Source organism: Flavobacterium sp. WC2416 (assembly GCF_041200095.1).
In the GTDB taxonomy this organism is placed as follows: Bacteria; Bacteroidota; Bacteroidia; order Flavobacteriales; family Flavobacteriaceae; genus Flavobacterium.
Genome location: NZ_CP165626.1, coordinates 383,180 through 408,043, shown reverse-complemented (window position 1 = coordinate 408,043; position 24,864 = coordinate 383,180). Strand labels below are relative to the sequence as shown.

The window sequence follows — 24,864 nt, the reverse complement described above, 5'->3', positions numbered from 1 at the left end:
GGATTTACAAAACAAGTTTTTTTTTGATATTTAAAATTGATTTCATTGTAGATTCTTTTTTAAAATTACCTTTTCGTATTTTTGCAAAAATTATTTTTTATGAAATCAATTTTCAGTAGATACCGAAAATTTTTAGGTGTTTTTGTTGTACTATCATCCATTATACTATATTTATTTTATACGGCCCTAAAACCAAGTAAAACACTTCCAATATTTAATCCTGCGGATGTAAATCCTGAATTAGTTGACAGTACCGTACAATACATAAGTAAATACCATACGATTGCCGACTTTTCCTTTACAAATCAAAACGGAAAAACGATTACTCAAAAAGATTATGAGGGGAAAATTTATGTTGCTGATTTTTTCTTTACTACCTGTGGTTCTATTTGCCCAAAAATGACGGCCAATTTATTTGATGTTCAAAAAGCCATTCTCAATAACCCAAAAGTAATGTTGCTTTCTCATACTGTATTTCCTGAGGTAGACAGTGTTGCTGCTTTAAAAGCCTATGCTATAAAATATGGTGTTAATGATAGCAAATGGAATTTAGTTACTGGTGATAAAAAGGAAATATACACGATGGCTCGAAAATCATATTTAGCAGTCAAAATGGGAAAGCCAAGTGAATTATACGATATGGTTCACACGGAGAATTTTGTGTTAGTAGATGCTAAACGAAGAGTTCGTGGTTTTTATGACGGTACTAAAAAAGAAGATATTCAAAAGTTAATTGAAGATATTAATTTTTTATCAAACCAATAATTTCTTTTTATTTCCTACTTGTAAAAGTAAAAAGAACAGTCTTGTTTTCAGAATTTTAATTTTCTTGGAATAAAGACAAAAATGATAAATATCATTCATTTTTATATTATAATATGTATTTTTGCAATATTAATTCAATCTAAATAAGACTTGCGCACCACGATAAATTCACTTAAAAAAGGCGAAAAGGCCATTATCAAAGATTTTGATATTGATATCATTCCATTGAAATTACTTGAAATGGGCTGTTTACCTGGTAATATGGTTGAATTATTGCAAATTGCTCCATTTGGAGACCCATTATATTTAAATATTAATGGTTCTCATTTGGCCATTAGAGTGGAAACAGCAAACGAGATTGAAGTGGAAATGATAAAAATCAAGCTATAATGATTAATAAAAACATCAACGTAGCTTTAATAGGCAATCCAAATACAGGAAAAACATCAGTTTTTAATCAATTAACCGGACTGAATCAACAAGTAGGAAACTACCCTGGGATTACTGTTGAGAAAAAAATAGGTTTTTGTAAATTACCCAATAATATAAAAGCCAATATCCTAGACTTACCAGGAACATACAGTTTAAATGCCAGTTCTATTGATGAAAATGTGGTTATTGAACTGTTGCTTAATAAAAACGATAAACTATATCCTGATGTTGCGCTTGTTGTTACTGATGTTGAAAATTTAAAACGTAATTTATTACTTTTTACCCAAATAAAAGACCTTGAAATTCCGACCATTTTAGTCATTAATATGGCTGACAGAATGGAACACAAGGGAATCACTTTGAATATTCCATATCTGGAGGAACATTTAAAAACTAAAATTGCTTTAATCAGTTCTAGAAAAGGATTTGGAATAGAGGAGTTAAAAAAAATGATAATCACTTACAAAACGATATCAAGCGAACCTTGTTTGAATGCATCGGTAATTGATCCGGAGTATTTTGACAGCTTGCGCAAAGCGTTCCCAAACCAATTGTTGTATAAATTGTGGCTGGTTATTACTCAGGATGTTAACTTCTTAAACTTAGAACGTAAAGAAATTCACAGTTCCTTTACAAAATCACATTCGGATTTAAAACGATTACAGCAAAAAGAAACGATAAAAAGATATCAGTTTATCAATGACGTACTCAAAGAAGGATTAAACGTTGATGCCTCAGTTGCAAAAGATTTCCGTTCTAAACTGGATCGTGTTTTAACGCATAAAGTGTGGGGGTACTTCATTTTCTTCGTCATTTTGTTTGTTATTTTTCAATCTATTTTTGATTGGTCAAAAATACCAATGGACTTTATAGACAGCACGTTTGCCTCATTGAGTACCTTGGCAAACGATACTTTACCAGCAGGTGTTTTAACCAATTTAATTTCTCAAGGGATCATTCCTGGTATCGGCGGAATTTTAATATTTATTCCTCAAATTGCATTTTTGTTTTTATTCATATCCATCTTAGAAGAAAGTGGTTATATGAGTAGAGTGGTTTTCTTGATGGATAAAATCATGCGAAAGTTTGGGTTATCAGGAAAAAGTGTTGTTCCATTAATCTCAGGAACTGCCTGTGCTATTCCGGCAATTATGGCTACTCGAAATATTGAAAACTGGAAAGAACGAATCATTACCATACTAGTCACCCCTTTTACAACCTGTTCAGCTAGACTGCCTGTTTATGCCATTATCATTGCGTTAGTAATTCCTGACACTCGTGTTCTGGGAATATTTAATCTTCAAGGTTTAACCTTAATGTTATTGTACCTTTTGGGTTTTGGAATGGCAATATTCTCTGCTTATGTTTTAAATAAAATATTAAAAATTAAAGGGAAAACATTTTTTGTAGTTGAAATGCCAAACTACAAATTACCAATGTTTAAAAACGTAGCTATTAATGTAATTGAAAAAACGAAGGCTTTTGTTTTTGGAGCAGGAAAAATAATCTTAGCTATTTCCATTGTATTATGGTTTTTAGCCTCTTATGGACCAGGAAAGAAGTTCAATAATGCCGACGAAATAATACGCACTAAATCTGAAAACACGACCATTACTCCACAGGAATTAGATAATAAAGTGGCTTCTTACAAATTGGAGAATTCTTATATCGGAATCATGGGAAAAACCATTGAGCCTGCCATTTCACCATTAGGTTATGATTGGAAAATAGGGATTGCTATCATCAGTTCATTTGCAGCTCGTGAAGTTTTTGTGGGCACATTAGCAACTATTTACAGTGTGGGTGGAAGCGATAATGAAGATACCATTAAAAACAAAATGGCTGCGGAAATAAATCCTGAAACTGGAAAGAAAATATTCAATTTTGCCTCTGGAATTTCCTTGTTATTGTTCTATGCATTTGCCTTACAATGTGCCAGTACATTAGCCATAACGCGTAAAGAAACCAATTCATGGAAGTGGCCTTTAGGACAACTTATTTTCATGAGTGGTTTTGCCTACGTTGTAGCATTAATTGCCTACCAAATTTTAAAGTAAAACAGTATGTTCCAGCAAATAATCGCCTTTACAGCTCTCGGAATTGCCCTAGTTTTTTTAATCAAAAAATTCTTTCTTAAAAAGAAAAAATCGGATAAAAATTGTGGTGATGGTACGGATTGTGGTTGTCATTAAAGGAGTATCGTTTTAATACTTTCTTTTAAAGTAGAAACTAACTTAAAGCCAGTAAAATTTTCTTAAAATACTAATAAACACCACTGTAATCAATAAATTTTGATTAAATTTATAGTACAAATCTTGTAGTTAAATGCTTAAAGTCAATTGATTATCTTTTTTTATTCCTAAAAACAATATTTAAGATATTGCAAATAATAGAAGCTGTTTAAAAGTAATTTCAAGACTTCCCGCTTTATATCTACAATAGCAATTGAAATTATAGAACTATTATGAATTTTAAACATTCATAATTTTTAGTGCTTTATCTTATTCGTAAAAAATTATAACTCAAAAAATCACTTCCTTTTGAATTAGTGCTTACTTCTTAGTAAGAGTGTTTTATGCTACTTCTTTTCAAAAATTTTAATAGAAAGGACAAGGAAATAAGCCGTTTTAATTAAAAGTAAGTTTGTTCCGTTTTCTTGATGAGTCTTTTTATTCAATACTTATTCCAAAAGGAAACAGCGAAGTATTGATGAAATCACTTTTATGATTTTATGTTGCCATTGATTTCAAACAAAAGCGAACCAATACCAACACATTATGAAAAAATTTATTTTAATATTATTTTTTCTGAAGGTTGCTTTTCTTTATTCACAAAAAGAAATTTCAGGCTTTGTCATTGACAATGCTGGTGTCGCTTTGGCTGGAGCTAACATCACGGAAAAAGGAACCAATAATAGTGTCTTTACTGATATTAATGGGGCGTATTCAATTATTGTAAAAGAAGGTGCCACTTTGGTTGTTAGTTATTATGGCTTTTCTAAACAAGAATATGAAGCCAGTGAATCTATATTGAATGCGGTATTATCACAAAATGGGGGGCAGAATAGAGATGAGGTTTTGGTTACAGGAACTAGAACTGTACCAAGGAGTAATACTACAAGTTCACTTCCGATAGATGTTTTATCATCGGAAGATCTTATATCTACAGGCCAATTCACATTGGATAAAGCATTGCAATACAAAATTCCCTCCTTCAATACCGTTCAAACACCTGTAAATGATGCCACTTCCTTATTGGATCCCTATGAAATTAGAAACATGGGTCCTAGTAGAACCTTAATTCTTATCGACGGCAAACGCAAAAACCTAAGTGCTTTACTTTATTTGCAAACCTCACCTGGTCGAGGTGAAACGGCTGCCGATATTTCGGGTATTCCAATTGATGCAATTGAGAGGGTAGAAGTTTTACGTGACGGTGCCTCAGCGCAATATGGTTCTGATGCAATAGCAGGTGTGATCAATGTTATTTTAAAAAAAAGACCAAATAACGGGGCAGTTACAGTACGAACTGGAATAACTAAAAAAGGAGATGGAGAACTATTTGGGGTGAGTTTGAACAACGGTTCTACATCGGGTAACAACGGCTTTGTAAACTATACTATTGATTTTTCAAAAGTAAATTTGGCTAATAGACCTGGAAAAGTAGATGCAGAAGGAGAATTTAATGATTTTATCAAAATAGACCCTAATGAACCGTCCAGCTATATAAACGATGATCATACCCTAAACGGAACAAATATTGATGGAATGACCGAGGATGGGATTAGTGCAGTTTTTCAAGGATACAAAGGCTCACCCGATTATAATGCAAAATTTGCAACTATAAATAAAGGGAATGTTTCAGGGAGAGAAGCAGTTGATTCTTTTTTAAAAAACTATCCTGATGCGAAAAACATAAATGGTTCGCCAGAAACTGTTACAGCTAAATTCTTAATTAATGGTGGGTTTGATTTATCCAGTGAAACACAAGTGTACTACAATGCCCTCTATGTGTTTAAAAAAGTTAATTCATTTGCCAATTATAGAACTCCATATTGGAGATCCATACAAAATCCTTTTGAAAATAATTCTATTGCAAACTGGAGTACCGCATCAACATATCCCACTTATTTGAAAGATTTTTTTGGCAATGGAACGGTAGCTTCTTACAATGGATATCTTCCCACATTTACGGGAGATTTAAATGATTATAATGCCACCTTAGGATATAAGTCCATAAGAAATGGATGGAACACTGATGCAAGTGTTACAATTGGGGGAAACTCACAAACCTATACTGTAGAAGATTCACAAAATAAATCAGTCATAAAAGATCAGAATGGGGCGAGCGTTTATCAAGAAAATAGTCCCATAAATTTTAAACCAGGCGGAGTAGCTTTCCATCATGTAGTAGGGAATTTAGATATTTCAAAAGTTGTTTCCGATAAAATTAGTGTTGCATTTGGTTCAGAAATCCGAACTGAAACTTTTGAAATTACCGAAGGAGACCGAGCGTCTTGGGAGGGAGAAGGAGCCGATTCCTTTTCTGGAAATAGACCTGAAAATTCGGGTAAATGGAACCGTTATAATTTTGGAGGGTACATCGATTTGGCATATGATTTCTCTAAAAACTTTATACTAAATGGAACCGTTCGTTATGAAGATTATAGCGATTTTGGGGGCGCAACGGTTTGGAAAATTAGTTCAAGATATAAATTTCCTAATGATAAAGTCATCATTCGTGGATCCTTTTCTACAGGATTTAGAGCACCAACATTGCATCAAATTTATTCCCAAAAATCACAGTATTCATTTGTAGCAGGACAAGGAATAAAAATTAGTGGATTGATCAATAACATTTCTGCTCAGGCGCGCATTTTAGGAATCCCAAAATTAGATGCAGAAAAATCTAGAAATATGACTATGGGTATAGGGTCAAACCCTTTTAAAAATGTAAATTTTACTATTGATTATTATACAATTACAGTGAATGATCGAATACTTTTGGGAGACAAAGTGGAAACACAGTTTGGAACAGTCTCTTGGTTTGAAAACTCATTTGATTCCAGAACATCTGGATTAGATGCAGTTATGAATTATGGAGAGATTCCCATTGGAAATGGGAAATTAGGGATGAATTTATCGGGAAATGTGGTTTTTGAAAACAAAAGAATTTCAGCTGTTACTAGCGATAATTTTAGTCCTACTTTAAGCGCTTTAATGTTTACCTCAAGACCTAAAACAAAATGGGTTTTGGGTGGGGTTTATAAAATTTCAAAATACGAATTCATTCTTAATAACACCTATTTTGGAAAAACAACATTCAAGCAAGACGGTTTAAATCCAAATTTAAGAACAGAGTTTACCCCAAAAATAGTTACTGACTTAGGCATTAATTATTCCCCTACAAGTCAATTGGTTTTTGCTTTTAATGTCAACAATCTATTTAATGTGTTGCCCCAATGGAAATTTAAAGCCGAAAATGAAGCTGGAGCTGCAATTTTAAAAGATTCGTCACAAGTTAAGTCACAATTTAATTTGATTACTTTCAACGGGCGTTATTCTCAAATGACATATGAAGGATATCATTTCAGCCAATTGGGAACCCAGTTTAGTCTGGCACTTAACTATAGATTTTGATTTCAAAAAGAGCTGGTTTATTAAGGCATAAAAGAACTGTTTTAAAAATAAAAGTATGAAAACTATAACTCAATTGTTTTTTTTGTCGTTGACCGTATTGTTGTTGGATGGCAATCTAGTAACCGCCCAAGAGAATGCTGGAGGAAAGGAATATGCTTTAAAAGCGGCTTTTCTGTATCGTTTTATAGATTATGTTAATTGGAAAGATTATTCTAAAAACCAAGCTTTTAAGATCGCTATTTTAGAAGGAAGCCCAATTACAACTTCATTGCTTGCTGTGCCTAAAACTAAAAAAATTGAGATTAACGAATATGGAAATTTGGAGGAAATCGGTTTTTGTAATATTTTATTTGTTCCTTACAATAGCACGATACCAATTGAAACTATTCTTTCTAAATTTTCTGACAAACCAGTATTGATAGTCACTGAGCGAAATGGTTATGGCAAAAAAGGAGCTCAAATGAATTTTGTTATTGTCGATAACAAATTAAAATTTGAGGTAAATCTAAAAGCAATAAATAAAGCGGGAATTGGAATTAGTTCATTCTTATTGCAACACGCGATTATTGTGCAATAGTACTGAAGCTCCATTTGTCAACTTATGGAATGAAAAAGAGTTTTTAAAATATTAAAATAATATACATATGCTTAATCCACGTAACATATCCATTAAAAACAAACTCGTGCTAATGCAAGTATTTACTTCTGCATTTGTACTGATTATTTGTATCACAGCCTTTGTTTTAATCGACATAAAAGGCTTTAAAGACCGTAAGGCAGTAGGTTCGAAAGCCATAGCTCAAGTAGTTGGTTTTAATAGTATTTCTGCACTTGATTTTTTGGACAATTCAGCTGCAAGTAAAATTTTATCTGAATTAAATGTTCAGCATGATATTTTAAATGCGGTAATTTTAGACAAGAAAGGAAAAGTATTTGCCTCTTATGCAAAAGAAGGTACCGATTCAAAATATCAATTTAATGTTTCTAAAGATGTCTCAGATAGATTCGAATTTACTAGTAATGAACTTTTTGTATACAGTAAAATTAAAAAAGACAATGAAGTAATAGGTAGTGTTCTTATTCGATTTGAACTTTCGGAATTGAATAAAATAAAGATGGATGTTTTGCGTCTGGGAATCGTGCTGCTTATAGTGGGAATTGGGCTTGCATTTTTAATTGCCATTTTTATTAAAAAATACATCTCTAAACCATTGCTGAATTTAGTCACTGTTATTCAACAAATAAAAGAAACAGAAGATTATAAAATTAGAATGGCCGTTGAAGGTAAAGATGAAATTAGTACCCTTTCTATTGGTCTCAATGATATGCTAGAAACCATAGAAAAAAGAAGTAATGAAGTAGCACAATCTAAAGAGCAATTAAATAAACAAAACACACTCTTGCAATCCGTTATACAAAACATGGGAGATGGATTAATAGTTGTTGATGAAAGTAATAAATTCCTATTGTGGAATACTGCTAGTGAAAAAATTATAGGAATTGGTGCTATTGATATTCCTAAAGAGAAATGGGCTGATACTTATGGTTTCTTTTTGCCAGATTCCAATACTCTTTTTGCTACTAATGAACTTCCGTTAGTGAAAGCATTAAACGGAGAAGAAGTTGATAATCAGGAAATGTTTATTCAAAATTATAGAAAAACGGCTGGTCTTTTTGTCACTGTAACGGCCAGACCTTTAAAAAACACATCAGGAGAAACAGTAGGTGGTGTTTTAGTTATTCATGATATTACAGAGCGAAAAAATTCTGAAAATCTAATTAAGAAACTCAATGAAGAACTAGAGCAAAAAGTAAGTGAGCGCACTGCGCAATTAGCTGAAGCCATTGAAACCCTTAGAAAAAGTGAAGAGAAATACCGTGAAATTGTTGAAAACACAAGTGACGTGGTACACACTACTGATTACAAAGGCAACTTTACTTACATTAATCCTGCTTGTGAAAAATTAACGGGTTTCAGCCAAAATGAATTGATGGGTACCAATATAATAGATCTTGTTTCGCCAGAATGGAGAGATCGTGTGGCAGAATTTTATTTGAATCAGTTTAAAAATAAAATTGATGAAACATTATTTTCTTTTCCAATTATAACCAAAACCAGAGAACAAAAATGGATTGAACAAACGGTTATGCAATTAAGAGTAGGAAATAGGATAACTGGTCATCGCTCTATAATGAGAGACATAACCGATAGGAAACTTGCAGACCAAAAGCTAAAAGAAAGCGAAGGTCAATTGCAAACCATTTTTAATGAAGCTCCTGATGCTTTGATTGTGATTAATGATGAAGGGGACATTATAAGATGGAATCCGCAAGCCGAAAAAATATTTGGTTGGTCAATTCAAGAAGTTTTAGGTAAAAAAATGAGGGATTTAATTGTTCCGGACCAGTATAAAGAAAGTCATATGAAAGGATTTACACATTTCCTTGAGACTGCAGAAGGACCTTATATTAATAAAACAGTCGAAATCACGGCGCTTAATAAAAAGAAAGAAGAGTTTGAAATTGAATTAACAGTATCTCAAGCAACTATTTCAGGGAAATATATTTTTATTGGATTTATAAAAGACATTTCTCTAAGTAAAAAACTAGAAAACGAAAAAATTGAAGCCGATAAATTGGTACGCCTTAATGAATTAAAATTGAAATTGATTCTAGAAAATATAGGTGAAGGAATTATTGTAACAGATACTCATAAGAGAATTGTGCTTTCTAATCATATGGCCGAAGAAATTATAGGAATTAAACAAGATTCAGGAATGCCAACGACTCTTGATTGGTCGGCTAAATATGATTTATACTATCCAGATGAGCGTACTATATTTCCAGCTCAAAACCTTCCTTTAGAAAAAGCATTAAAAGGGGAGTCTACAGATGATGTTGAAATAGTAATAGAAGACTCGGAAACACGAGATAAAAAAAGAGTAGTAATTAGTGGCCGACCAATAATTGATGACAACAACTATATTATCGCGGCTGTTGCCAATATAAAAGACATTACATCCTACAAAAACATGGAGGTTGCTCTAGAAGAAAGTGAACAAAAAATTAGAAAATTAATAGGTTTTAAAAGCGATAACAAATAGGATGATTTTCTATTTCAAGTAGCCAATTTTCAAGTAGTAATCCTTAGGGTTGATTTTAATACCTTCTTCAGGGTAAGGAAAAACAGTGATGGTTTGTAGGTTCTGTTTATTGATAGGCAAATAACGCACCAACCAATCTTTGTTTTCTTGAAAATTATTTCCAGAAATAGTTACCGCTTCATCCGTAATAAAATGTTTGTCTTGATAAACTGAAACTAGTAATTTTATTTCTCCTGCCCATATGCAGTTTACGCCTTTGGGACAACGGGAATCCGAAACGATTTGTTTTAAAACGAATTGATAGCCTTTTTTTGGGAGACATTCCTTTTGAGTAATTTTAAAATAACTTAGGTTTTTATTTTGAGCAAAAGCGGTTAAATTAAAAGTCAATAATAACAGCAGTATACATTTTTTCATTTCAAATCTATTGATTAGGTTAGGGTCAAGATTACTTGAAAATGGTTAATTTGTCTTTACAAAAAGGTTGCTAGCAATCTTATTTGAAATCGTCAAATTCTTGCCATCTACTTTTATTTTTAGTGATAAATCAAAAGTCTCTTTACTTAAAATTTCAATTTTAGAACCCAAAGCAATTTCTTGCTTGTCCAGATATTTTAAAAACTCAGATGAGGTGTCTTTAACACCAACACACATTCCTTTTTGATTTACCAAAAGTTCTGAAAGTAATTGTTTTTCGATTTTGAATATTTCCCCTTGCGCATTTGGTATCGGATCTCCATGTGGATCTTCGGTGGGGTTGCCTAGAAAATCATCTAGTTTATTGATGAGTTTCTCTGATTTGATGTGTTCTAATTGTTCGGCAATATCATGCACTTCATCCCATGAAAAATCCAATTTATCTACCAAGAAAACTTCCCAAAGGCGGTGCTTTCTCACAATCATTTTGGCAGCTAGTTTACCTGGTTCTGTTAGGGAAACGCCTTGGTATTTTTTATAATTAACCAAGTCTTTTTCAGCCAATTTTTTAAGCATATCTGTAACCGATGAGGCTTTGGTTTCCATCATTTCCGCAATGGCATTAGTACTCACATCAGCATTTGAAACTACGGTAAGATGGTATATGGCTTTTAGGTAATTTTCTTCTGAAAGTGTCATTGTTGTTTTTTTTAGCCCCGATAGCAGCGACATCCTTTATCTTTTTTTCTTTAAAAAAGATAAAGATAAAGCGAATAGCGGGAATGAGCTCCTATGAATATTAATTTTTAACGATATATAAAGGAATGGAAATTTTATGTCTCAATTTATCGACTGTAGTTCCAAAAATCAAATCTTTGAATCCTGTGTGTCCATGCGTTCCCATCACCAAAACGTCAAAATTTCCTTTATTAATGATTTCTGGTATCACTTTGTTTGGTTTACCAAAGCCCAACTGAATACTGACTTTGAATCCTTTTTCAGACAGCATTTCTTGGTATTCTTTCAATAATTTTTCATCTACCAAAGTTTCGTGATCGTCAATATGTTCTCCATAAATGAGCGCTCCAACGGTTTCAACAACATGAATTAATGTATAGTTGGCCGCAATTCCGCCTAATTCAAAAGCACTATTTAAAGCCACTTCATCGGCACTCGAGAAATCTACTGAAACAGCAATATTCTTTTTATCATACGTTTCTGATTTAGAAAAACGGAGTTTTAAGTTGTGCGGAGAATGATTGTGGAATGCAGTTTTGGATTTGGTAATTAAAGGTTTAAACACAATGAACAGCAACAAAATTAAGAAACTTATTGCTAATGGAACTACTGTTAACCACAATATCATTGGGTTATCTGAAGTTTCAAGCCAGCCACTTATTTCATCCAAAACTAATTTTGCGTTCAGCACCACGATAATTGAGGCTACGATCCAAGAGGCAATTTGGGTCCATATTCCAATGTGAAACCCTTTCATTTTTGATTTGTCACTTACAAAATGGATTAAAGGAATGATGGCAAAACCCAATTGTAAACTCAAGATCACCTGACTAAAAATCAGCAATTTTCCGGTTACACCTTCACCAAAAATAGAAATGACAATAACGGCTGGAACTATCGCAATTAATCGAGTAATAATTCTACGTACCCACGGCTGGATTCTTAAATTCAAATAGCCTTCCATGATGATTTGTCCTGCTAATGTTCCTGTAACTGTGGAGCTTTGTCCAGCAGCGATAAGTGCAACGGCAAATAAAATGGGTGCCCATTTAGTTCCTAGAAGTGGTTGCAAAAAGCGATGCGCATCTTGAATTTCGGCTACTTCATGCATTCCTATTTTGTAAAATGTGGCTGCAGCCAAAATTAAAATGGCGGCGTTGACAAAAAAAGCAAGGTTTAAGGCAATGGTTGAATCGATGAAATTGTATTTTAAGGCTTGCTTGATGCCTTCAGTAGTTCGATCAAATTTTCTGGTTTGTACTAATGAGGAATGTAAATATAAATTATGTGGCATAACTGTCGCCCCAATAATCCCGATAGCAATATATAAAGCCGTTTCATTAGGCATGGAAGGTATTAAACCTAGAAGTACCTTATCCATTTCTGGTTGTGCAAAAATCATTTCGAATATGAACGAAACCCCAATGACTAATACCAAAGCGATAATGAACGCTTCCATTTTTCGGATGCCTTTGTTGATTAGAAATAATAACAAAAAAGTATCTAAAACGGTAATCATTACGCCTTCAATCAGCGGAATGTCGAATAGTAAATTAATACCAATGGCCATTCCTAAAACTTCTGCCAAGTCACAGGCGGCAATAGCAATTTCAGCTAAGAAATAAAGAATGTAGTTAATAAACGGGGAGTATGTTTCACGAGAAGCCTGTGCTAAATCACGTTGGGTTACAATACCCAGTCGCGCGCTTAAACTTTGCAAAAGCAACGCCATGATGTTACTCATCAATAAAACCCAAAGCAAAGAATAGCCAAATTGACTTCCTCCAGCAAGGTCCGTTGCCCAGTTTCCAGGATCCATATATCCTACGCTTATTAAGTAGGCAGGACCAAAAAAGGCTAATATTTTTCGGAAAACTGATTTCTTATTTTGAGTGGAAACCGATTGGTTTACTTCTTCTAACGACTTACCCATTTTATAACTGTTTGATGCAAATATAATTATGTTTTTTTGTTTTATCAAATATTTATTTTAGTTTTGTCTAAATATTTATTTAAGCTATTGAAAAAATGAAAAAATCACACCTTTCTATTATAGTAATCATTTTGTTATACAATGTTGGATTTGCACAAAATATGCCTTCCATACAAACTGACAGGCCGGATCAAACCGAATGTCCTTTTATTACTCCTGTGGGTTATTTGCAATTAGAAAATGGATTTTCATTTGAAAAAACAAAACAAAATGCAAATGAAATTCAGGCAGCAGCCGTATTAGTTCGTTATGGAATTAATCAAAATTTCGAATTGAGATTAATTTCTGAATTTATAATCGATAAAAATAATTTGGAGAAAAAAGCGGGAATAAATCCTATTTTAATTGGTTTCAAAACAAAACTGATGAACGAAAAAGGGATTATTCCTACCACTTCCTTTATTGGGCATATTACAATTCCAAAATTGGCGTCAAATCCATACAAACAAAAATATTATACTCCTGAATTTCGCTTTACCATGCAACATACCATTAGTGATAAACAAGCATTGAGTTACAACTTGGGTGCCGAATGGAATGGGGAAACGACCGAACCTACTTTTGTTTATACCTTGACAACAGGGTATTCGATTACGGAGAAATTAGGTGGATATGTAGAACTCTATGGTTTTATCCCTCAAATTGAAAAACCAGATCATCGCTTTGACGCTGGTTTCACTTACTTATTCAACCCAAATCATCAATTAGACATTTCAGGTGGACTGGGATTATCTAAAATTTCACCCGATTATTTCTTGTCTTTGGGCTATTCATTCCGATTTAAAATCTAATTTTAATTGTCTATTTTTGATAAAAATTGGACACCACTTTAAATGAAAAACTACGATTACATTTTTACAGGCACAGGTTTAGCAGCATTGATGACTGTTTATAAAATGATTCAATCAGGTAATTTTAGGGAAAAATCCATTTTGCTTATCGATGAAAATACCAAGAAAACCAATGATAGAACTTGGTGTTTCTGGCAAGTAGAGCAATCAACTTGGGAACAATCAATTACTAAAAAATGGGATTTGGCTTTATTTGCCAATGAAAAATTCAGTAGAGATTTAGAATTAAAGCCGTATCAATACAATAGAGTAAAGGGATTGGATTTTTACAATCAAGTATTTGATTTGATTTCGAAACAAAAAAATATCGACTTCCTTAATGAGAAAGTGACCGATATCAACGAACTCCAAACGCATGTTTACGTTGCTACCGAAACCAAAAATTTTACTGGCGATAAACTGTTTAATAGTATTTATAGAAAGTTTGCCGTCGAAAGCCAAACTAAATATCCCGTTTTGCAACAGCATTTTATTGGTTGGTTTATAAAAAGTAAAGAAGCGGCTTTCAATCCAGTGCAAGCGACTTTCATGGATTTTTCGGTAGAACAAAAAGGGAATACACGTTTTATGTATGTTTTGCCTACTTCCACAACCGAAGCGTTGCTGGAATACACCTTGTTTTCACATGATTTATTAGCCAAAAGCGAGTACGAAGATGAAATTCAAAACTACATTACAAAACTCGGTATCACGGATTATGAAATCATCGAAAAAGAACAAGGTAGCATCCCGATGACCTGCTATCCTTTTTGGAAAAAAAACACCCAACGCGTCCTCAACATTGGAACCGCCGGCGGATGGACCAAAGCCAGTACGGGTTATACCTTCAAGAATTCTGATAAAAAATCGACTGCCTTAATCACTTTTTTACAAAAAGAAAAGGACTTCAGGAAATTCCATAAACAAACTAAATTTTGGTTTTACGACTTGCTTTTGTTGGATATTCTGGATCGAAAAAACGAACTGGGAGCAAGTATATTCTCTTCAATGTTTAAAAAGGGGAGTCCCGTTTTGATTTTTAAATTCTTAGACGAAGAAACATCGCTTTATGAGGATATAAAAGTAATTTTAAAATGCCCTAAAATGCCTTTTGTCATGGCTTTAATGCGATCTGTTCGTTATTTATTCCAGAAAAATCAAATGGCTATCAAACAATAACAAAACTTTATAAAGCAAATAATGGAGTTCTTTTTAAACTTCGTAACTTTGCACTTTCAACAATTAATATTTAAAATACAAAGATATGTATCCAGAAGAAATGGTAAAACCAATGCAAGCTGAATTGACAGTAGCAGGTTTTCAAGATTTACATAGCGCAGATGCGGTAGACAATGCGATCAAAGCCGAAGGAACAACACTAGTAGTTGTGAATTCAGTTTGTGGTTGTGCAGCAAGAAACGCACGTCCAGGAGCAAAAATGAGTTTGGACGGAGCTAAAAAACCAGATCATTTAATCACGGTTTTTGCAGGAGTTGACAAAGAAGCAGTAGATGCAGCAAGACAACACATGTTTCCTTTTCCTCCATCATCACCATGTATGGCGTTGTTCAAAAACGGAGAATTGGTTCACATGTTAGAGCGTCACCACATTGAAGGTCGCCCAGCTGAAATGATTGCTGAGAACTTACAAGATGCTTTTAACGAATACTGCTAGTATTTAAACGCGAAGAACACAAAGTATTGCGCTAAGTTCGCAAAGGTTTTAACCGCAGCTTCACCCATTTTAAATGTGTGGGCTGCGGTTTTTTATTTGGAGCTATTTCCAGCGGTACACTATATCCTATTTTGGCAGTGTTCACCAGAATAGGATATAGTGTACCGCTGGCAAGAGTGAACTGATTAATTAAAATAGCTCTAAAAACCAAATTATCTCAATTAAAATCGTTTTCCTAGTTTAAGACCAGCATAAGGAATTAGAATAGTTCCGTCTTCATTACCAGTGTCTAACCCAGGTCCAACATCTACTCCAAAATTAAAACCTTTCAATCCGTAATAACTAAGTCCGATGGGTAAATAAATAACTACAGCATTACCGTTAAGTAAATAACCATTTCCAAAATCAACATAAGTTGCTGTTAATCCAGTATTAAACATCATTTTTTGCTCTTGGATTTTACTAAAAAAAACTTTGGCTCCAATACCTACACTTGGTAGTCCAACTCCAATTTCTAAACTCACATAGTTCGAGACAATTCGTTCATAAGTCAACCCAATTACAGGGGTTGTTCCTAAAATTGTAAAGGATATAGCATTCTTTTTTAAACCTCCAAAATCGTTTTTGTTTTCCTGAGAAAACACGGTGGCGGAACTTAAAAGTACCAAAATAATAAGGATAAAGTTTTTCATGGTTTTTTGGTTTAGTTAGTTGGTATTGGTTTATGGTTTGATATTTAAGCTAATAAACATTTTTATTTTGGGTAAAACTAAAAACAACTACAAATCAATAAAAGAATCAACAGTTTTTACAATTGAAGTCCTCCTCTTCTTACAAATAGACCTCCTACTAAAATGTGCCATTTCCTTTGTCAAAATTGAATAATTGCAATTCAGAACTCATTGTCAATCCAGATTGCTTCGCTTGAAGTGGTAACATATTATAGTGACGAAAAGCGATATAAAAAGCCTAAACTTTGATTCTCTGCATCTCTGTAACTCTATTTCTCTGCAACTTTGAAACTCTCTAACTTTTCCCTACTTTTGCAAAAATAATTTTTCACACTTAAACCGTTTATAGCATGCAACTGTATAACACTTTAAGCGCAGAAGAAAGAGCCATCATGATTGATGATGCCGGAAAACAAAGACTTACTTTGTCTTTCTATGCTTATGCGCAAATTCAAGATCCAACACAATTCCGTAACGATTTATTCCGCGCTTGGAACCCACTTGTGGTTCTTGGTCGTATTTATGTGGCCAAAGAAGGAATTAACGCTCAGCTATCACTTCCGGCAGATAATTTCTATGCATTCAAAGACACTATAGAAGAATATGATTTTATGAAAGGAATGCGCTTGAATATTGCCGTGGAGCATGACGATCACTCTTTCTTGAAGTTAACAGTAAAAGTACGTGACAAAATTGTTGCTGACGGATTAAACGATGAAACTTTTGATGTTACCAACATTGGAGTGCATTTAAAAGCCAAAGAATTCAATACTATTTTAGACGATCCAAATACAATTGTGGTTGATTTTAGAAATCATTACGAAAGTGAAATTGGTTATTTTAAAGGCGCTATTACACCAGATGTGGATACTTTTAGAGAGTCATTGCCTATCATTAATGAACAATTGCAAGATTTTAAAGAAGATAAAAACCTAGTAATGTACTGCACTGGAGGAATCCGTTGCGAGAAAGCTTCGGCTTATTTTAAACATCAAGGGTTTAAAAACGTATACCAGTTAGAAGGAGGTATAATTAATTATGCCAAACAAATTAAAGAAGAAAATCTAGAGAGTAAATTCATTGGTAAAAACTTTGTATTTGATCATCGCTTAGGCGAAAGAATCACTGACGATATCGTTTCACAATGTCACCAATGCGGAAAACCTTGTGATGTGCATACCAATTGTGTCAATGAAGGGTGTCATTTATTGTTTATTCAATGTGAAGAATGTGCGCAAGCCATGGAGGGTTGTTGTTCCGCCGAATGTGTGGATGTGATTCATTTACCTGAAGAAGAGCAAAAAGCAATTAGAAGAGGAATAAAAAACGGCAATAAGATTTTCAAAAAAGGAAAATCAGATGTGTTGACTTTTAAAAATAGAGAAGCCAATCAAGACCCTTTGGCCGCAGTTCCTAATCTTGCCGATTTGACAAAATCGAAAGCATTGGCTAAAAAAACGCCAAAAATTAAAAAACAATACATTGGGAAAGGAACTCATTTTTATCCAAAACCAAGCATTGGTCAATTCTTGATTGAAGAAAATGAAATAAAAATTGGAGATACAATGCTGATTAAAGGAGAAACTACTGGAGAACAAAAAGTATTAATATCTGAAATGCTTGTAAATGATAAAGTTGCTGAAAAAGCGGTTGTGGGAGATACATGTACTTTTAAGCTTTCTTTCCGAATTCGTTTGTCAGATAAATTATATAAAATTATAGACTAACCCCCTATTTCTTAAAAATTCATTAAGACCTTTTCCAAATAGATGGAAAAGGTCTTTTTTTTTAATAAAACTTTAATTCTTTGTCAGTTGTAACTTTTGCATCTTACGCTTAAAAAATACTATCTTTACGAATTAATCGTTTTAAGAACATAAGTTGTGTTTATCACAACACTATATATAAAATTATGGCATGTACAAGTTGTTCAACTTCTGATGGTGGTTCACCTAAGGGTTGTAAAAATAATGGGACTTGCGGCACCGATAGCTGCAATAAATTAACTGTTTTCGATTGGCTTTCTAATATGAGTTTACCTAATGGGGAAGCGCCTTTTGACTGTGTTGAAGTTCGATTTAAGAATGGACGTAAAGAATTTTACCGCAATACGGAAAAATTAACTTTATCGATGGGAGACATAGTGGCTACGGTCGCTTCTCCAGGTCATGATATCGGAATTGTTACTTTGACGGGAGAGTTGGTTAAAATCCAAATGAAGAAAAAAGGAGCGAATTACAACGGTAATGAAATCCCAAAAATCTATAGAAAAGCATCTCAAAAAGATATTGATATTTGGTCTGCTGCACGCGAACGTGAAGAACCTATGAAAGTTCGAGCACGTGAATTGGCTATAGCCCAAAAACTAGAAATGAAAATATCTGATATTGAATTTCAGGGAGATGGATCTAAGGCTACTTTTTATTATACGGCCAATGATAGAGTCGATTTTAGACTTTTGATTAAAGATTTTGCCAAAGAATTTAGCACTAGAGTAGAGATGAAACAAGTAGGTTTCCGTCAGGAAGCAGCTCGTTTAGGTGGTATTGGATCTTGTGGTAGAGAATTGTGTTGTTCTACTTGGTTGACGGATTTTAGAAGTGTAAATACTTCTGCGGCACGTTACCAACAACTGTCTTTAAATCCACAAAAACTAGCTGGTCAATGCGGAAAATTGAAATGTTGTCTCAACTATGAGTTAGACACTTACATGGATGCGTTGAAAGGGTTTCCTGATTTTGAAACGAAGCTAGTTACTGAAAAAGGAGATGCTATCTGTCAAAAACAAGATATTTTTAAGGGCTTAATGTGGTTTGCTTACACCAATAATTTTGCAAACTGGCACGTATTAAAAATCGAAAAAGTCAAAGAAATCATTGCAGAGAATAAGCTGAAAAACAAAGTTTCATCACTAGAAGATTTTGCTATTGAAATTATTCAAGAAACAGAAAAAGACTTTAATAATGCGATGGGACAAGAGAGTTTAACTCGTTTTGACCAACCTAAGAAAAGCAAAAGACCGAACAAAAAACCGAAGAAAGTAGGTGAAAATGTTATCACTGCGGCTCCTAAAAAAGGTGGGGAAAATGCAATTGTTCCTAATAATAAAAAACCGGTACATAAAAAACAAGGAAATCCAAATCAAAAAACGCCAACTGGAACAGAGCCTGCACCAGCAAGAAAACCAATAATTATTACTAAAAATGAGTCTAAGAAATAGCTTTTTATTGCTTTTGATTACGGCAGTCTTTTTTTCATGTGATAAAAAAAGAGCTTTTGATGAGTATAAATCCGTTGGAAGTGCCTGGCATAAAGACAGTATTGTATCTTTTAATTTACCGGAATTAGATTCTACGAAAAGATATGATTTGTTTATAAACTTGAGAGACAATAACAATTATAAATACAACAATCTTTTTTTGATTGTGACCTTAGAAAAACCAAATGGCTACACGAAAGTAGATACTTTAGAGTACCAAATGGCTGATCCCGATGGAACATTACTTGGGGATGGTTTCACGGATATTAAGGAAAGCAAATTGTTTTACAAAGAAAATGTGCGTTTCAGAGGAAAGTACAAAGTCAATATCAAACAGGTGGTACGGGAAACAGGGAAAGTTCCTGGAGTTGAAAGCCTGGAAGGTATAACAGAAGTAGGTTTAAGAATAGAAAAAAAAGAATAGAATAGATATATGGCTGCTAATAAAAACAATAATAAAGGTAATACTGTAGATAAAGATTTCAAGTATTATACTAAAACATTTTGGAGGTTTTTCTTTTACGGAATGGGAGCTGTCGTTCTTTTTTTCTTGTTTGCTTCTTGGGGAATTTTTGGCTCTATGCCGTCCTTTGAAGATCTAGAAAATCCCGATTCTAATTTAGCTACAGAAATAATCTCTTCTGATGGGGTTGTTTTAGGAAAATATTTTCAGAAAAACCGTTCGCAATTAAAATATTCTGATTTACCTAAAAATCTAGTTGATGCTTTGGTTGCAACTGAAGATGAGCGTTTTTATGAGCATTCTGGGATTGACGGAAGAGGAACATTAAGAGCCATTGCAAGTCTTGGAACTAGCGGTGGGGCAAGTACCTTGACACAACAACTAGCCAAACAATTATTTCACGGTGAAGGGTCTAAATTTTTGCCGTTTAGAATTGTGCAAAAAGTTAAAGAATGGATTATCGCCATCCGATTAGAAAGACAATATACTAAAAACGAGATTCTTGCCATGTATTGCAACGTATACGATTTTGGTAATTATTCCGTTGGGGTGAGTTCAGCTGCACAAACCTATTTCTCAAAAGAACCAAAGAATCTAACGACTGATGAATCAGCAATTTTGGTTGGGATGTTCAAAAATTCAGGATTATACAATCCGGTAAGAAACCCACAAGGGGTGAAAAACCGTAGAAATGTAGTGCTTTCTCAAATGGAAAAAGCGCATATGATAACGGAAGACCAAAAAGTAAAAATGCAAGCAATGCCCATCACTTTACATTTTAAATTAGAAAGCCATAGGGAAGGGACTGCAACTTATTTTAGAGAATACTTACGTGATTACATGAAAAAATGGGTTGATGAAAATAAAAAACCAGATGGATCTGATTACGACATCTACAAAGACGGTTTAAAAATATATACGACTATTGATTCCAGAATGCAATTGCATGCTGAAGAAGCTGTTGCTGCTCATATGGCCAACTTACAACAAGAGTTTTTTATTCAGGCTAAAACCAATAAAAACGCTCCGTTTGTAAATATTTCTGATGCCGAAACCCAACGTATTTTAAACCAAGCCATGAAGTCGTCTAACAGATGGTCCGTTTTAAAATCATTAGATAAAAGTGACGAGGAAATAATCGCGTCTTTTAAAGTCAAAACAAAAATGACAGTTTTCACCTGGAAAGGAGAAAAAGATACCATCATGACTCCAATAGATTCTATTCGTTATTACAAACATTTTTTACAATCTGGTTTGATGGCAATGGAACCACAAACAGGGAATATAAAAGCGTGGGTTGGAGGAATCAATTACAAGTATTTTCAATACGATCACGTAGGGCAAGGAGCTAGACAAGTAGGTTCAACATTTAAACCTTTTGTTTACGCTACTGCAATCGAGCAATTAAATATGTCTCCTTGTGATTCTATCATCGATGCACCATTTACAATTCCAGTTGGTCGTCACCATGTTACTGCTGCTTGGACACCTAAAAACTCTGACAATAAATACAGAGGAATGATTACGCTGAAAAAAGCATTAGCCAATTCTGTCAATACCATTTCGGCGAAATTAATGGATAAAGTAGGGCCAGAAGCTGTCGTTAAATTGACACATAAATTAGGTATAAAATCCGAAATTCCTTTGCAACCTTCTATAGCCTTAGGAGCTGTAGATATTACAGTGGAAGACATGGTAGCTGCCTACAGTACATTTGCTAATCAAGGAGTGTATACTAAACCACAGTTTTTAACACGAATCGAAGATAAAAGTGGGGTTATTATTTATGAGCCCATCCCAGAATCACATGATGTGTTAAATAAAGACATCGCTTTTGCTATTATTAAATTATTAGAAGGAGTTACCGAAGGGGGATCTGGAAACAGATTAAGAACTGAAGGTGGTGGTTATGGTTACAATAGAATCACAGGATATCCTTATAAATTTACAAACCCTATTGCTGGTAAAACGGGTACCACACAAAATCAATCCGATGGTTGGTTCATGGGAATGGTTCCTAATTTAGTAACGGGTGTTTGGGTAGGTTGCGAAGATCGTTCTGCACGTTTTAAAAGCATTACGTATGGTCAAGGTGCCACTGCAGCTTTACCAGTTTGGGCCTATTTCATGAAATTGTGTTATGCTGATTCGGAGCTTAAAGTATCCAAAGAAGAATTTGAAAGACCCGCAAACCTGTCTATAAAAGTAGATTGTTATTCGGCTCCAAAAGTAAAAGATTCTACAGCTGTTCAAAACACAGATGAATTTGAATTTTAAATTTTTTTAGAAGCCATTTCCAGCTCTACGCTTTATCTTTGTGGCTGAACACCAGCCACAAAGGATGCCGCTTTGATCTGGGCTAGAGATTGTACTATTAATTACATCATTAGAACCAAAATATATGATTAATAAAAAAGTAAATACAGTTCAAGACGCACTGAAAGGAGTGCAAGATGGAATGACCATTATGCTAGGTGGTTTTGGCTTGTGTGGAATTCCGGAAAATTCAATTGCCGAGCTTGTTATAAAAGAAACCAAAGAACTTACCTGTATTTCTAATAATGCTGGGGTTGATGATTTTGGACTTGGATTGCTTTTGCAAAAGCGCCAAATCAAGAAAATGATTTCTTCTTATGTAGGAGAAAATGCCGAATTTGAGCGCCAAATGCTCTCTGGAGAATTGGACGTAGAGTTAACTCCTCAAGGAACTTTAGCCGAAAAATGCCGTGCAGCACAAGCGGGTATTCCTGCCTTTTTTACCCCTGCAGGATACGGAACTGAAGTAGCCGAAGGGAAAGAAGTGCGTGAATTTAATGGAAAAATGCACATTATGGAATTAGCCTACAAAGCTGATTTTGCCATCGTAAAAGCATGGAAAGGAGACGAAGCAGGGAATTTAATTTTTAAAGGAACCGCTCGTAACTTTAATGCCTGTATGGCTGGTGGTGCAAAAATTACTGTTGCCGAAGTAGAAGAACTTTTACCAGTGGGTTCATTAGACCCAAATGAAATTCATATTCCAGGAATCATGGTACAACGCATCTTTCAAGGTGAAAAATTCGAAAAAAGAATTGAACAAAGAACTGTTAGACAAAAATAATAGATTCTGTAATCCCAAAATTCATGGTGATTACTTTTATATAAAACACTTAATTATCCTTAATTCCTTAATGGTTTAAATATAAAGTATATGTTAGGAAAAGAAGAAATCGCAAAACGAATAGCCAAAGAAGTAAAAGACGGCTATTACGTAAACTTAGGAATCGGAATTCCTACATTGGTAGCTAACTATGTTCGTAATGATATTGCTGTTGAATTTCAAAGTGAAAACGGCGTTCTTGGTATGGGCCCTTTTCCTTTTGAAGGAGAAGAAGATGCTGATATAATTAATGCAGGAAAACAAACCATAACGACTTTACCAGGAGCTTCTTTCTTTGATTCCGCTTTGAGTTTTGGAATGATTCGTTCTCAAAAAGTAGATTTAACCATTCTTGGTGCAATGGAAGTAGCTGAAAATGGGGATATTGCCAACTGGAAAATCCCTGGCAAAATGGTAAAAGGAATGGGTGGCGCAATGGATTTAGTCGCTTCGGCAGAGAATATTGTTGTGGCGATGATGCACGTAAATAAAAAAGGAGAATCTAAAATTCTTAAAAAATGCAGCTTACCCCTAACTGGTGTAGGTTGTGTGAAAAAAGTAGTTACTGAATTAGCCGTGCTTGAAATAACCCCAAAAGGATTTAAATTACTAGAACGTGCTCCAGGTGTTACAGTAGAATATATTATTGCTTCCACAGAAGCGGAACTTATTATTGAAGGAGATATTCCTGAAATGGTGATTGATTAATGCTTTATTAAACAGCAAAACAAAATAATATAGGTAGAAAATATACTTATAAAAATAGGCTGCCCTTTTTGAGGACAGCCTATTTTTATTTATTGCTATTGTTGTGGTCTATTGTAAGTAATATATATAACCCACATTAAGCCATACTAACCAGTCATTAGCTTTGTTTTCTTTATAAATAGCAGGGTTTGGATTTAAACCATCTACCCAGTTAGAAAAATAATATTGAAATCGTAAGTCAATCATTAAATCACGTAAAGGAGTTAATTTATATCGTGTTCCTACACTTGAAACTACTGACCAAACTGTACCTCCTTCATTTGAAAACCCATAGGGACGATTGTCAGTAGGAGTTAAGTATTTAGGGAAAGTAGTTAATGGTGTTCCTAAAGGACCTAATGTGGAAGAGGCCGTAGCATTGTAATAACTGAATTGACCTCCAAGACTTATAAATGGACCTAGACTACCTATTCTAGAAGTGAAATCTCGAATACTAAAAGGGAAATATTCCAGTTGCATACCAATGTTTGTTACAGCGGTGCTACCTCTCATTGCTCTTAATTGATCAGCACCAAGTGAAGTTCTGTCAGGGCTTACCCATTCTCCAAAATGTTTTAACTCTGTTTTATTGTATGACAATTCACTCCTAAGCTTGAAATGATCGTTAAAATAGGTTTCGGGAGTATAACAGTTACAAGATGCCTTGTATGAAAAGTTAATATAATGAATGATTCCTATCCCTAAACCTGTATTTCCAGCATTTGTAGTTAAATTATAACGTTCTCCATAGTCAGATTGAAAAGCTACTGGACCAGCTATAATTCCTACTTCATGCGAAAAGCCAAATTGAGCATTTGAGCTGTTTGAAAAGCCCAATAAAATCAATAGAGTTAAGGTTATTTGTTTAAGCATTTTTTAGTTAAAATTTCAAGTCTTGACAAATATATAAAAAACATCATTCAACCTTTGAA

The 24,864-nt window shown here is 33.9% G+C and carries 20 protein-coding genes; 15 read left to right on the top strand and 5 right to left on the bottom strand.

Going from position 1 to position 24,864, the window contains the following annotated elements; genetic code table 11:
- Positions 1-99 precede the first annotated feature (99 nt).
- From AB3G39_RS01730 to AB3G39_RS01705, 6 genes are all read left to right on the top strand, one after another.
- A complete protein-coding gene (locus AB3G39_RS01730; RefSeq protein ID WP_367756416.1) occupies positions 100-765 on the top strand; it encodes an SCO family protein in 666 nt (221 codons plus the stop codon).
- A gap of 150 nt (positions 766-915) precedes the next feature.
- Positions 916-1,155 (top strand): ferrous iron transport protein A, encoded by a 240-nt coding sequence (locus AB3G39_RS01725; RefSeq protein ID WP_367756418.1) that lies wholly within the window; start codon positions 916-918, stop codon positions 1,153-1,155.
- Positions 1,155-3,254: a ferrous iron transport protein B gene (feoB, locus tag AB3G39_RS01720; protein WP_367756420.1), complete on the top strand. Its 2,100-nt coding sequence runs from the start codon at positions 1,155-1,157 to the stop codon at positions 3,252-3,254. The genes AB3G39_RS01725 and feoB overlap by 1 nt, the downstream gene beginning before the upstream one ends.
- A gap of 720 nt (positions 3,255-3,974) precedes the next feature.
- On the top strand, positions 3,975-6,836 hold the full coding sequence (locus AB3G39_RS01715) for a TonB-dependent receptor domain-containing protein (RefSeq protein ID WP_369765861.1): 2,862 nt from the start codon (positions 3,975-3,977) through the stop codon (positions 6,834-6,836).
- Positions 6,837-6,891: 55 nt separating this feature from the next.
- Positions 6,892-7,413 carry a YfiR family protein gene (locus tag AB3G39_RS01710; protein ID WP_367772947.1) on the top strand — a complete coding sequence of 174 codons (522 nt, stop codon included), beginning with the start codon at positions 6,892-6,894 and terminating at the stop codon, positions 7,411-7,413.
- A 112-nt stretch (positions 7,414-7,525) separates the two neighbouring features.
- Positions 7,526-9,940 carry a PAS domain S-box protein gene (locus AB3G39_RS01705; protein WP_369765860.1) on the top strand — a complete coding sequence of 805 codons (2,415 nt, stop codon included), beginning with the start codon at positions 7,526-7,528 and terminating at the stop codon, positions 9,938-9,940.
- A 9-nt stretch (positions 9,941-9,949) separates the two neighbouring features.
- Here AB3G39_RS01705 and AB3G39_RS01700 read toward each other — a convergent pair whose 3' ends face one another.
- From AB3G39_RS01700 to AB3G39_RS01690, 3 genes are all read right to left on the bottom strand, one after another.
- Positions 9,950-10,357, bottom strand: a complete 408-nt coding sequence (locus AB3G39_RS01700) for a hypothetical protein (RefSeq protein WP_367772952.1) — start codon at positions 10,355-10,357, stop codon at positions 9,950-9,952.
- A 45-nt stretch (positions 10,358-10,402) separates the two neighbouring features.
- Complete coding sequence (locus AB3G39_RS01695; protein WP_367756432.1) at positions 10,403-11,056, bottom strand: metal-dependent transcriptional regulator; 654 nt, start codon at positions 11,054-11,056, stop codon at positions 10,403-10,405.
- Positions 11,057-11,156: 100 nt separating this feature from the next.
- Positions 11,157-13,028, bottom strand: a complete 1,872-nt coding sequence (locus tag AB3G39_RS01690; RefSeq protein WP_367756434.1) for an Nramp family divalent metal transporter — start codon at positions 13,026-13,028, stop codon at positions 11,157-11,159.
- 95 nt (positions 13,029-13,123) lie between these two features.
- On the opposite strand from AB3G39_RS01690, the gene AB3G39_RS01685 reads away from it, so the two are divergent.
- The 3 genes from AB3G39_RS01685 to AB3G39_RS01675 all read left to right on the top strand — a co-directional run bounded on the left by AB3G39_RS01685 (position 13,124) and on the right by AB3G39_RS01675 (position 15,593).
- Positions 13,124-13,879: a transporter gene (locus tag AB3G39_RS01685; protein ID WP_369765859.1), complete on the top strand. Its 756-nt coding sequence runs from the start codon at positions 13,124-13,126 to the stop codon at positions 13,877-13,879.
- Between the two features lie 42 nt (positions 13,880-13,921).
- Positions 13,922-15,097 carry a lycopene cyclase family protein gene (locus AB3G39_RS01680; protein WP_369765858.1) on the top strand — a complete coding sequence of 392 codons (1,176 nt, stop codon included), beginning with the start codon at positions 13,922-13,924 and terminating at the stop codon, positions 15,095-15,097.
- Positions 15,098-15,182: 85 nt separating this feature from the next.
- Positions 15,183-15,593 carry a BrxA/BrxB family bacilliredoxin gene (locus AB3G39_RS01675; protein WP_367772957.1) on the top strand — a complete coding sequence of 137 codons (411 nt, stop codon included), beginning with the start codon at positions 15,183-15,185 and terminating at the stop codon, positions 15,591-15,593.
- 221 nt (positions 15,594-15,814) lie between these two features.
- Here AB3G39_RS01675 and AB3G39_RS01670 read toward each other — a convergent pair whose 3' ends face one another.
- On the bottom strand, positions 15,815-16,285 hold the full coding sequence (locus AB3G39_RS01670) for a hypothetical protein (protein WP_367772958.1): 471 nt from the start codon (positions 16,283-16,285) through the stop codon (positions 15,815-15,817).
- Between the two features lie 389 nt (positions 16,286-16,674).
- On the opposite strand from AB3G39_RS01670, the gene AB3G39_RS01665 reads away from it, so the two are divergent.
- The 6 genes from AB3G39_RS01665 to AB3G39_RS01640 all read left to right on the top strand — a co-directional run bounded on the left by AB3G39_RS01665 (position 16,675) and on the right by AB3G39_RS01640 (position 23,893).
- On the top strand, positions 16,675-18,051 hold the full coding sequence (locus AB3G39_RS01665) for a rhodanese-related sulfurtransferase (protein WP_369765857.1): 1,377 nt from the start codon (positions 16,675-16,677) through the stop codon (positions 18,049-18,051).
- A 185-nt stretch (positions 18,052-18,236) separates the two neighbouring features.
- Positions 18,237-19,544 carry a stage 0 sporulation family protein gene (locus AB3G39_RS01660; RefSeq protein WP_367756446.1) on the top strand — a complete coding sequence of 436 codons (1,308 nt, stop codon included), beginning with the start codon at positions 18,237-18,239 and terminating at the stop codon, positions 19,542-19,544.
- On the top strand, positions 19,528-20,007 hold the full coding sequence (locus AB3G39_RS01655) for a gliding motility lipoprotein GldH (protein ID WP_367772961.1): 480 nt from the start codon (positions 19,528-19,530) through the stop codon (positions 20,005-20,007). The genes AB3G39_RS01660 and AB3G39_RS01655 overlap by 17 nt, the downstream gene beginning before the upstream one ends.
- 9 nt (positions 20,008-20,016) lie before the next feature.
- Positions 20,017-22,323, top strand: coding sequence for a penicillin-binding protein 1A (locus AB3G39_RS01650; RefSeq protein WP_367772962.1), 2,307 nt, complete (start codon positions 20,017-20,019; stop codon positions 22,321-22,323).
- 124 nt (positions 22,324-22,447) lie between these two features.
- Complete coding sequence (locus AB3G39_RS01645) at positions 22,448-23,146, top strand: CoA transferase subunit A (RefSeq protein ID WP_367756450.1); 699 nt, start codon at positions 22,448-22,450, stop codon at positions 23,144-23,146.
- A gap of 90 nt (positions 23,147-23,236) precedes the next feature.
- Positions 23,237-23,893 (top strand): 3-oxoacid CoA-transferase subunit B, encoded by a 657-nt coding sequence (locus AB3G39_RS01640; RefSeq protein ID WP_367772964.1) that lies wholly within the window; start codon positions 23,237-23,239, stop codon positions 23,891-23,893.
- Positions 23,894-24,001: 108 nt separating this feature from the next.
- On the opposite strand, the gene AB3G39_RS01635 is transcribed toward AB3G39_RS01640, so the two are convergent.
- Positions 24,002-24,805: a glutamate dehydrogenase gene (locus AB3G39_RS01635; protein ID WP_369765856.1), complete on the bottom strand. Its 804-nt coding sequence runs from the start codon at positions 24,803-24,805 to the stop codon at positions 24,002-24,004.
- Between the last annotated feature and the right edge of the window lie 59 nt (positions 24,806-24,864).

Bases quoted from the DNA above. Each gene is read 5' to 3' on its own strand.
- AB3G39_RS01660 (WP_367756446.1), top strand. From the start codon at position 18,237: ATGGCATGTACAAGTTGTTCAACTTCTGATGGTGGTTCACCTAAGGGT.
- AB3G39_RS01710 (WP_367772947.1), top strand. From the start codon at position 6,892: ATGAAAACTATAACTCAATTGTTTTTTTTGTCGTTGACCGTATTGTTG.
- AB3G39_RS01705 (WP_369765860.1), top strand. From the start codon at position 7,526: ATGCAAGTATTTACTTCTGCATTTGTACTGATTATTTGTATCACAGCC.
- AB3G39_RS01680 (WP_369765858.1), top strand. From the start codon at position 13,922: ATGAAAAACTACGATTACATTTTTACAGGCACAGGTTTAGCAGCATTG.
- AB3G39_RS01640 (WP_367772964.1), top strand. From the start codon at position 23,237: ATGTTAGGAAAAGAAGAAATCGCAAAACGAATAGCCAAAGAAGTAAAA.
- AB3G39_RS01685 (WP_369765859.1), top strand. From the start codon at position 13,124: ATGAAAAAATCACACCTTTCTATTATAGTAATCATTTTGTTATACAAT.
- AB3G39_RS01730 (WP_367756416.1), top strand. From the start codon at position 100: ATGAAATCAATTTTCAGTAGATACCGAAAATTTTTAGGTGTTTTTGTT.
- AB3G39_RS01715 (WP_369765861.1), top strand. From the start codon at position 3,975: ATGAAAAAATTTATTTTAATATTATTTTTTCTGAAGGTTGCTTTTCTT.
- AB3G39_RS01675 (WP_367772957.1), top strand. From the start codon at position 15,183: ATGTATCCAGAAGAAATGGTAAAACCAATGCAAGCTGAATTGACAGTA.
- AB3G39_RS01670 (WP_367772958.1), bottom strand. From the start codon at position 16,285: ATGAAAAACTTTATCCTTATTATTTTGGTACTTTTAAGTTCCGCCACC.
- AB3G39_RS01690 (WP_367756434.1), bottom strand. From the start codon at position 13,028: ATGGGTAAGTCGTTAGAAGAAGTAAACCAATCGGTTTCCACTCAAAAT.
- AB3G39_RS01700 (WP_367772952.1), bottom strand. From the start codon at position 10,357: ATGAAAAAATGTATACTGCTGTTATTATTGACTTTTAATTTAACCGCT.
- AB3G39_RS01635 (WP_369765856.1), bottom strand. From the start codon at position 24,805: ATGCTTAAACAAATAACCTTAACTCTATTGATTTTATTGGGCTTTTCA.
- AB3G39_RS01645 (WP_367756450.1), top strand. From the start codon at position 22,448: ATGATTAATAAAAAAGTAAATACAGTTCAAGACGCACTGAAAGGAGTG.
- AB3G39_RS01650 (WP_367772962.1), top strand. From the start codon at position 20,017: ATGGCTGCTAATAAAAACAATAATAAAGGTAATACTGTAGATAAAGAT.
- AB3G39_RS01695 (WP_367756432.1), bottom strand. From the start codon at position 11,056: ATGACACTTTCAGAAGAAAATTACCTAAAAGCCATATACCATCTTACC.
- AB3G39_RS01665 (WP_369765857.1), top strand. From the start codon at position 16,675: ATGCAACTGTATAACACTTTAAGCGCAGAAGAAAGAGCCATCATGATT.
- feoB (WP_367756420.1), top strand. From the start codon at position 1,155: ATGATTAATAAAAACATCAACGTAGCTTTAATAGGCAATCCAAATACA.
- AB3G39_RS01655 (WP_367772961.1), top strand. From the start codon at position 19,528: ATGAGTCTAAGAAATAGCTTTTTATTGCTTTTGATTACGGCAGTCTTT.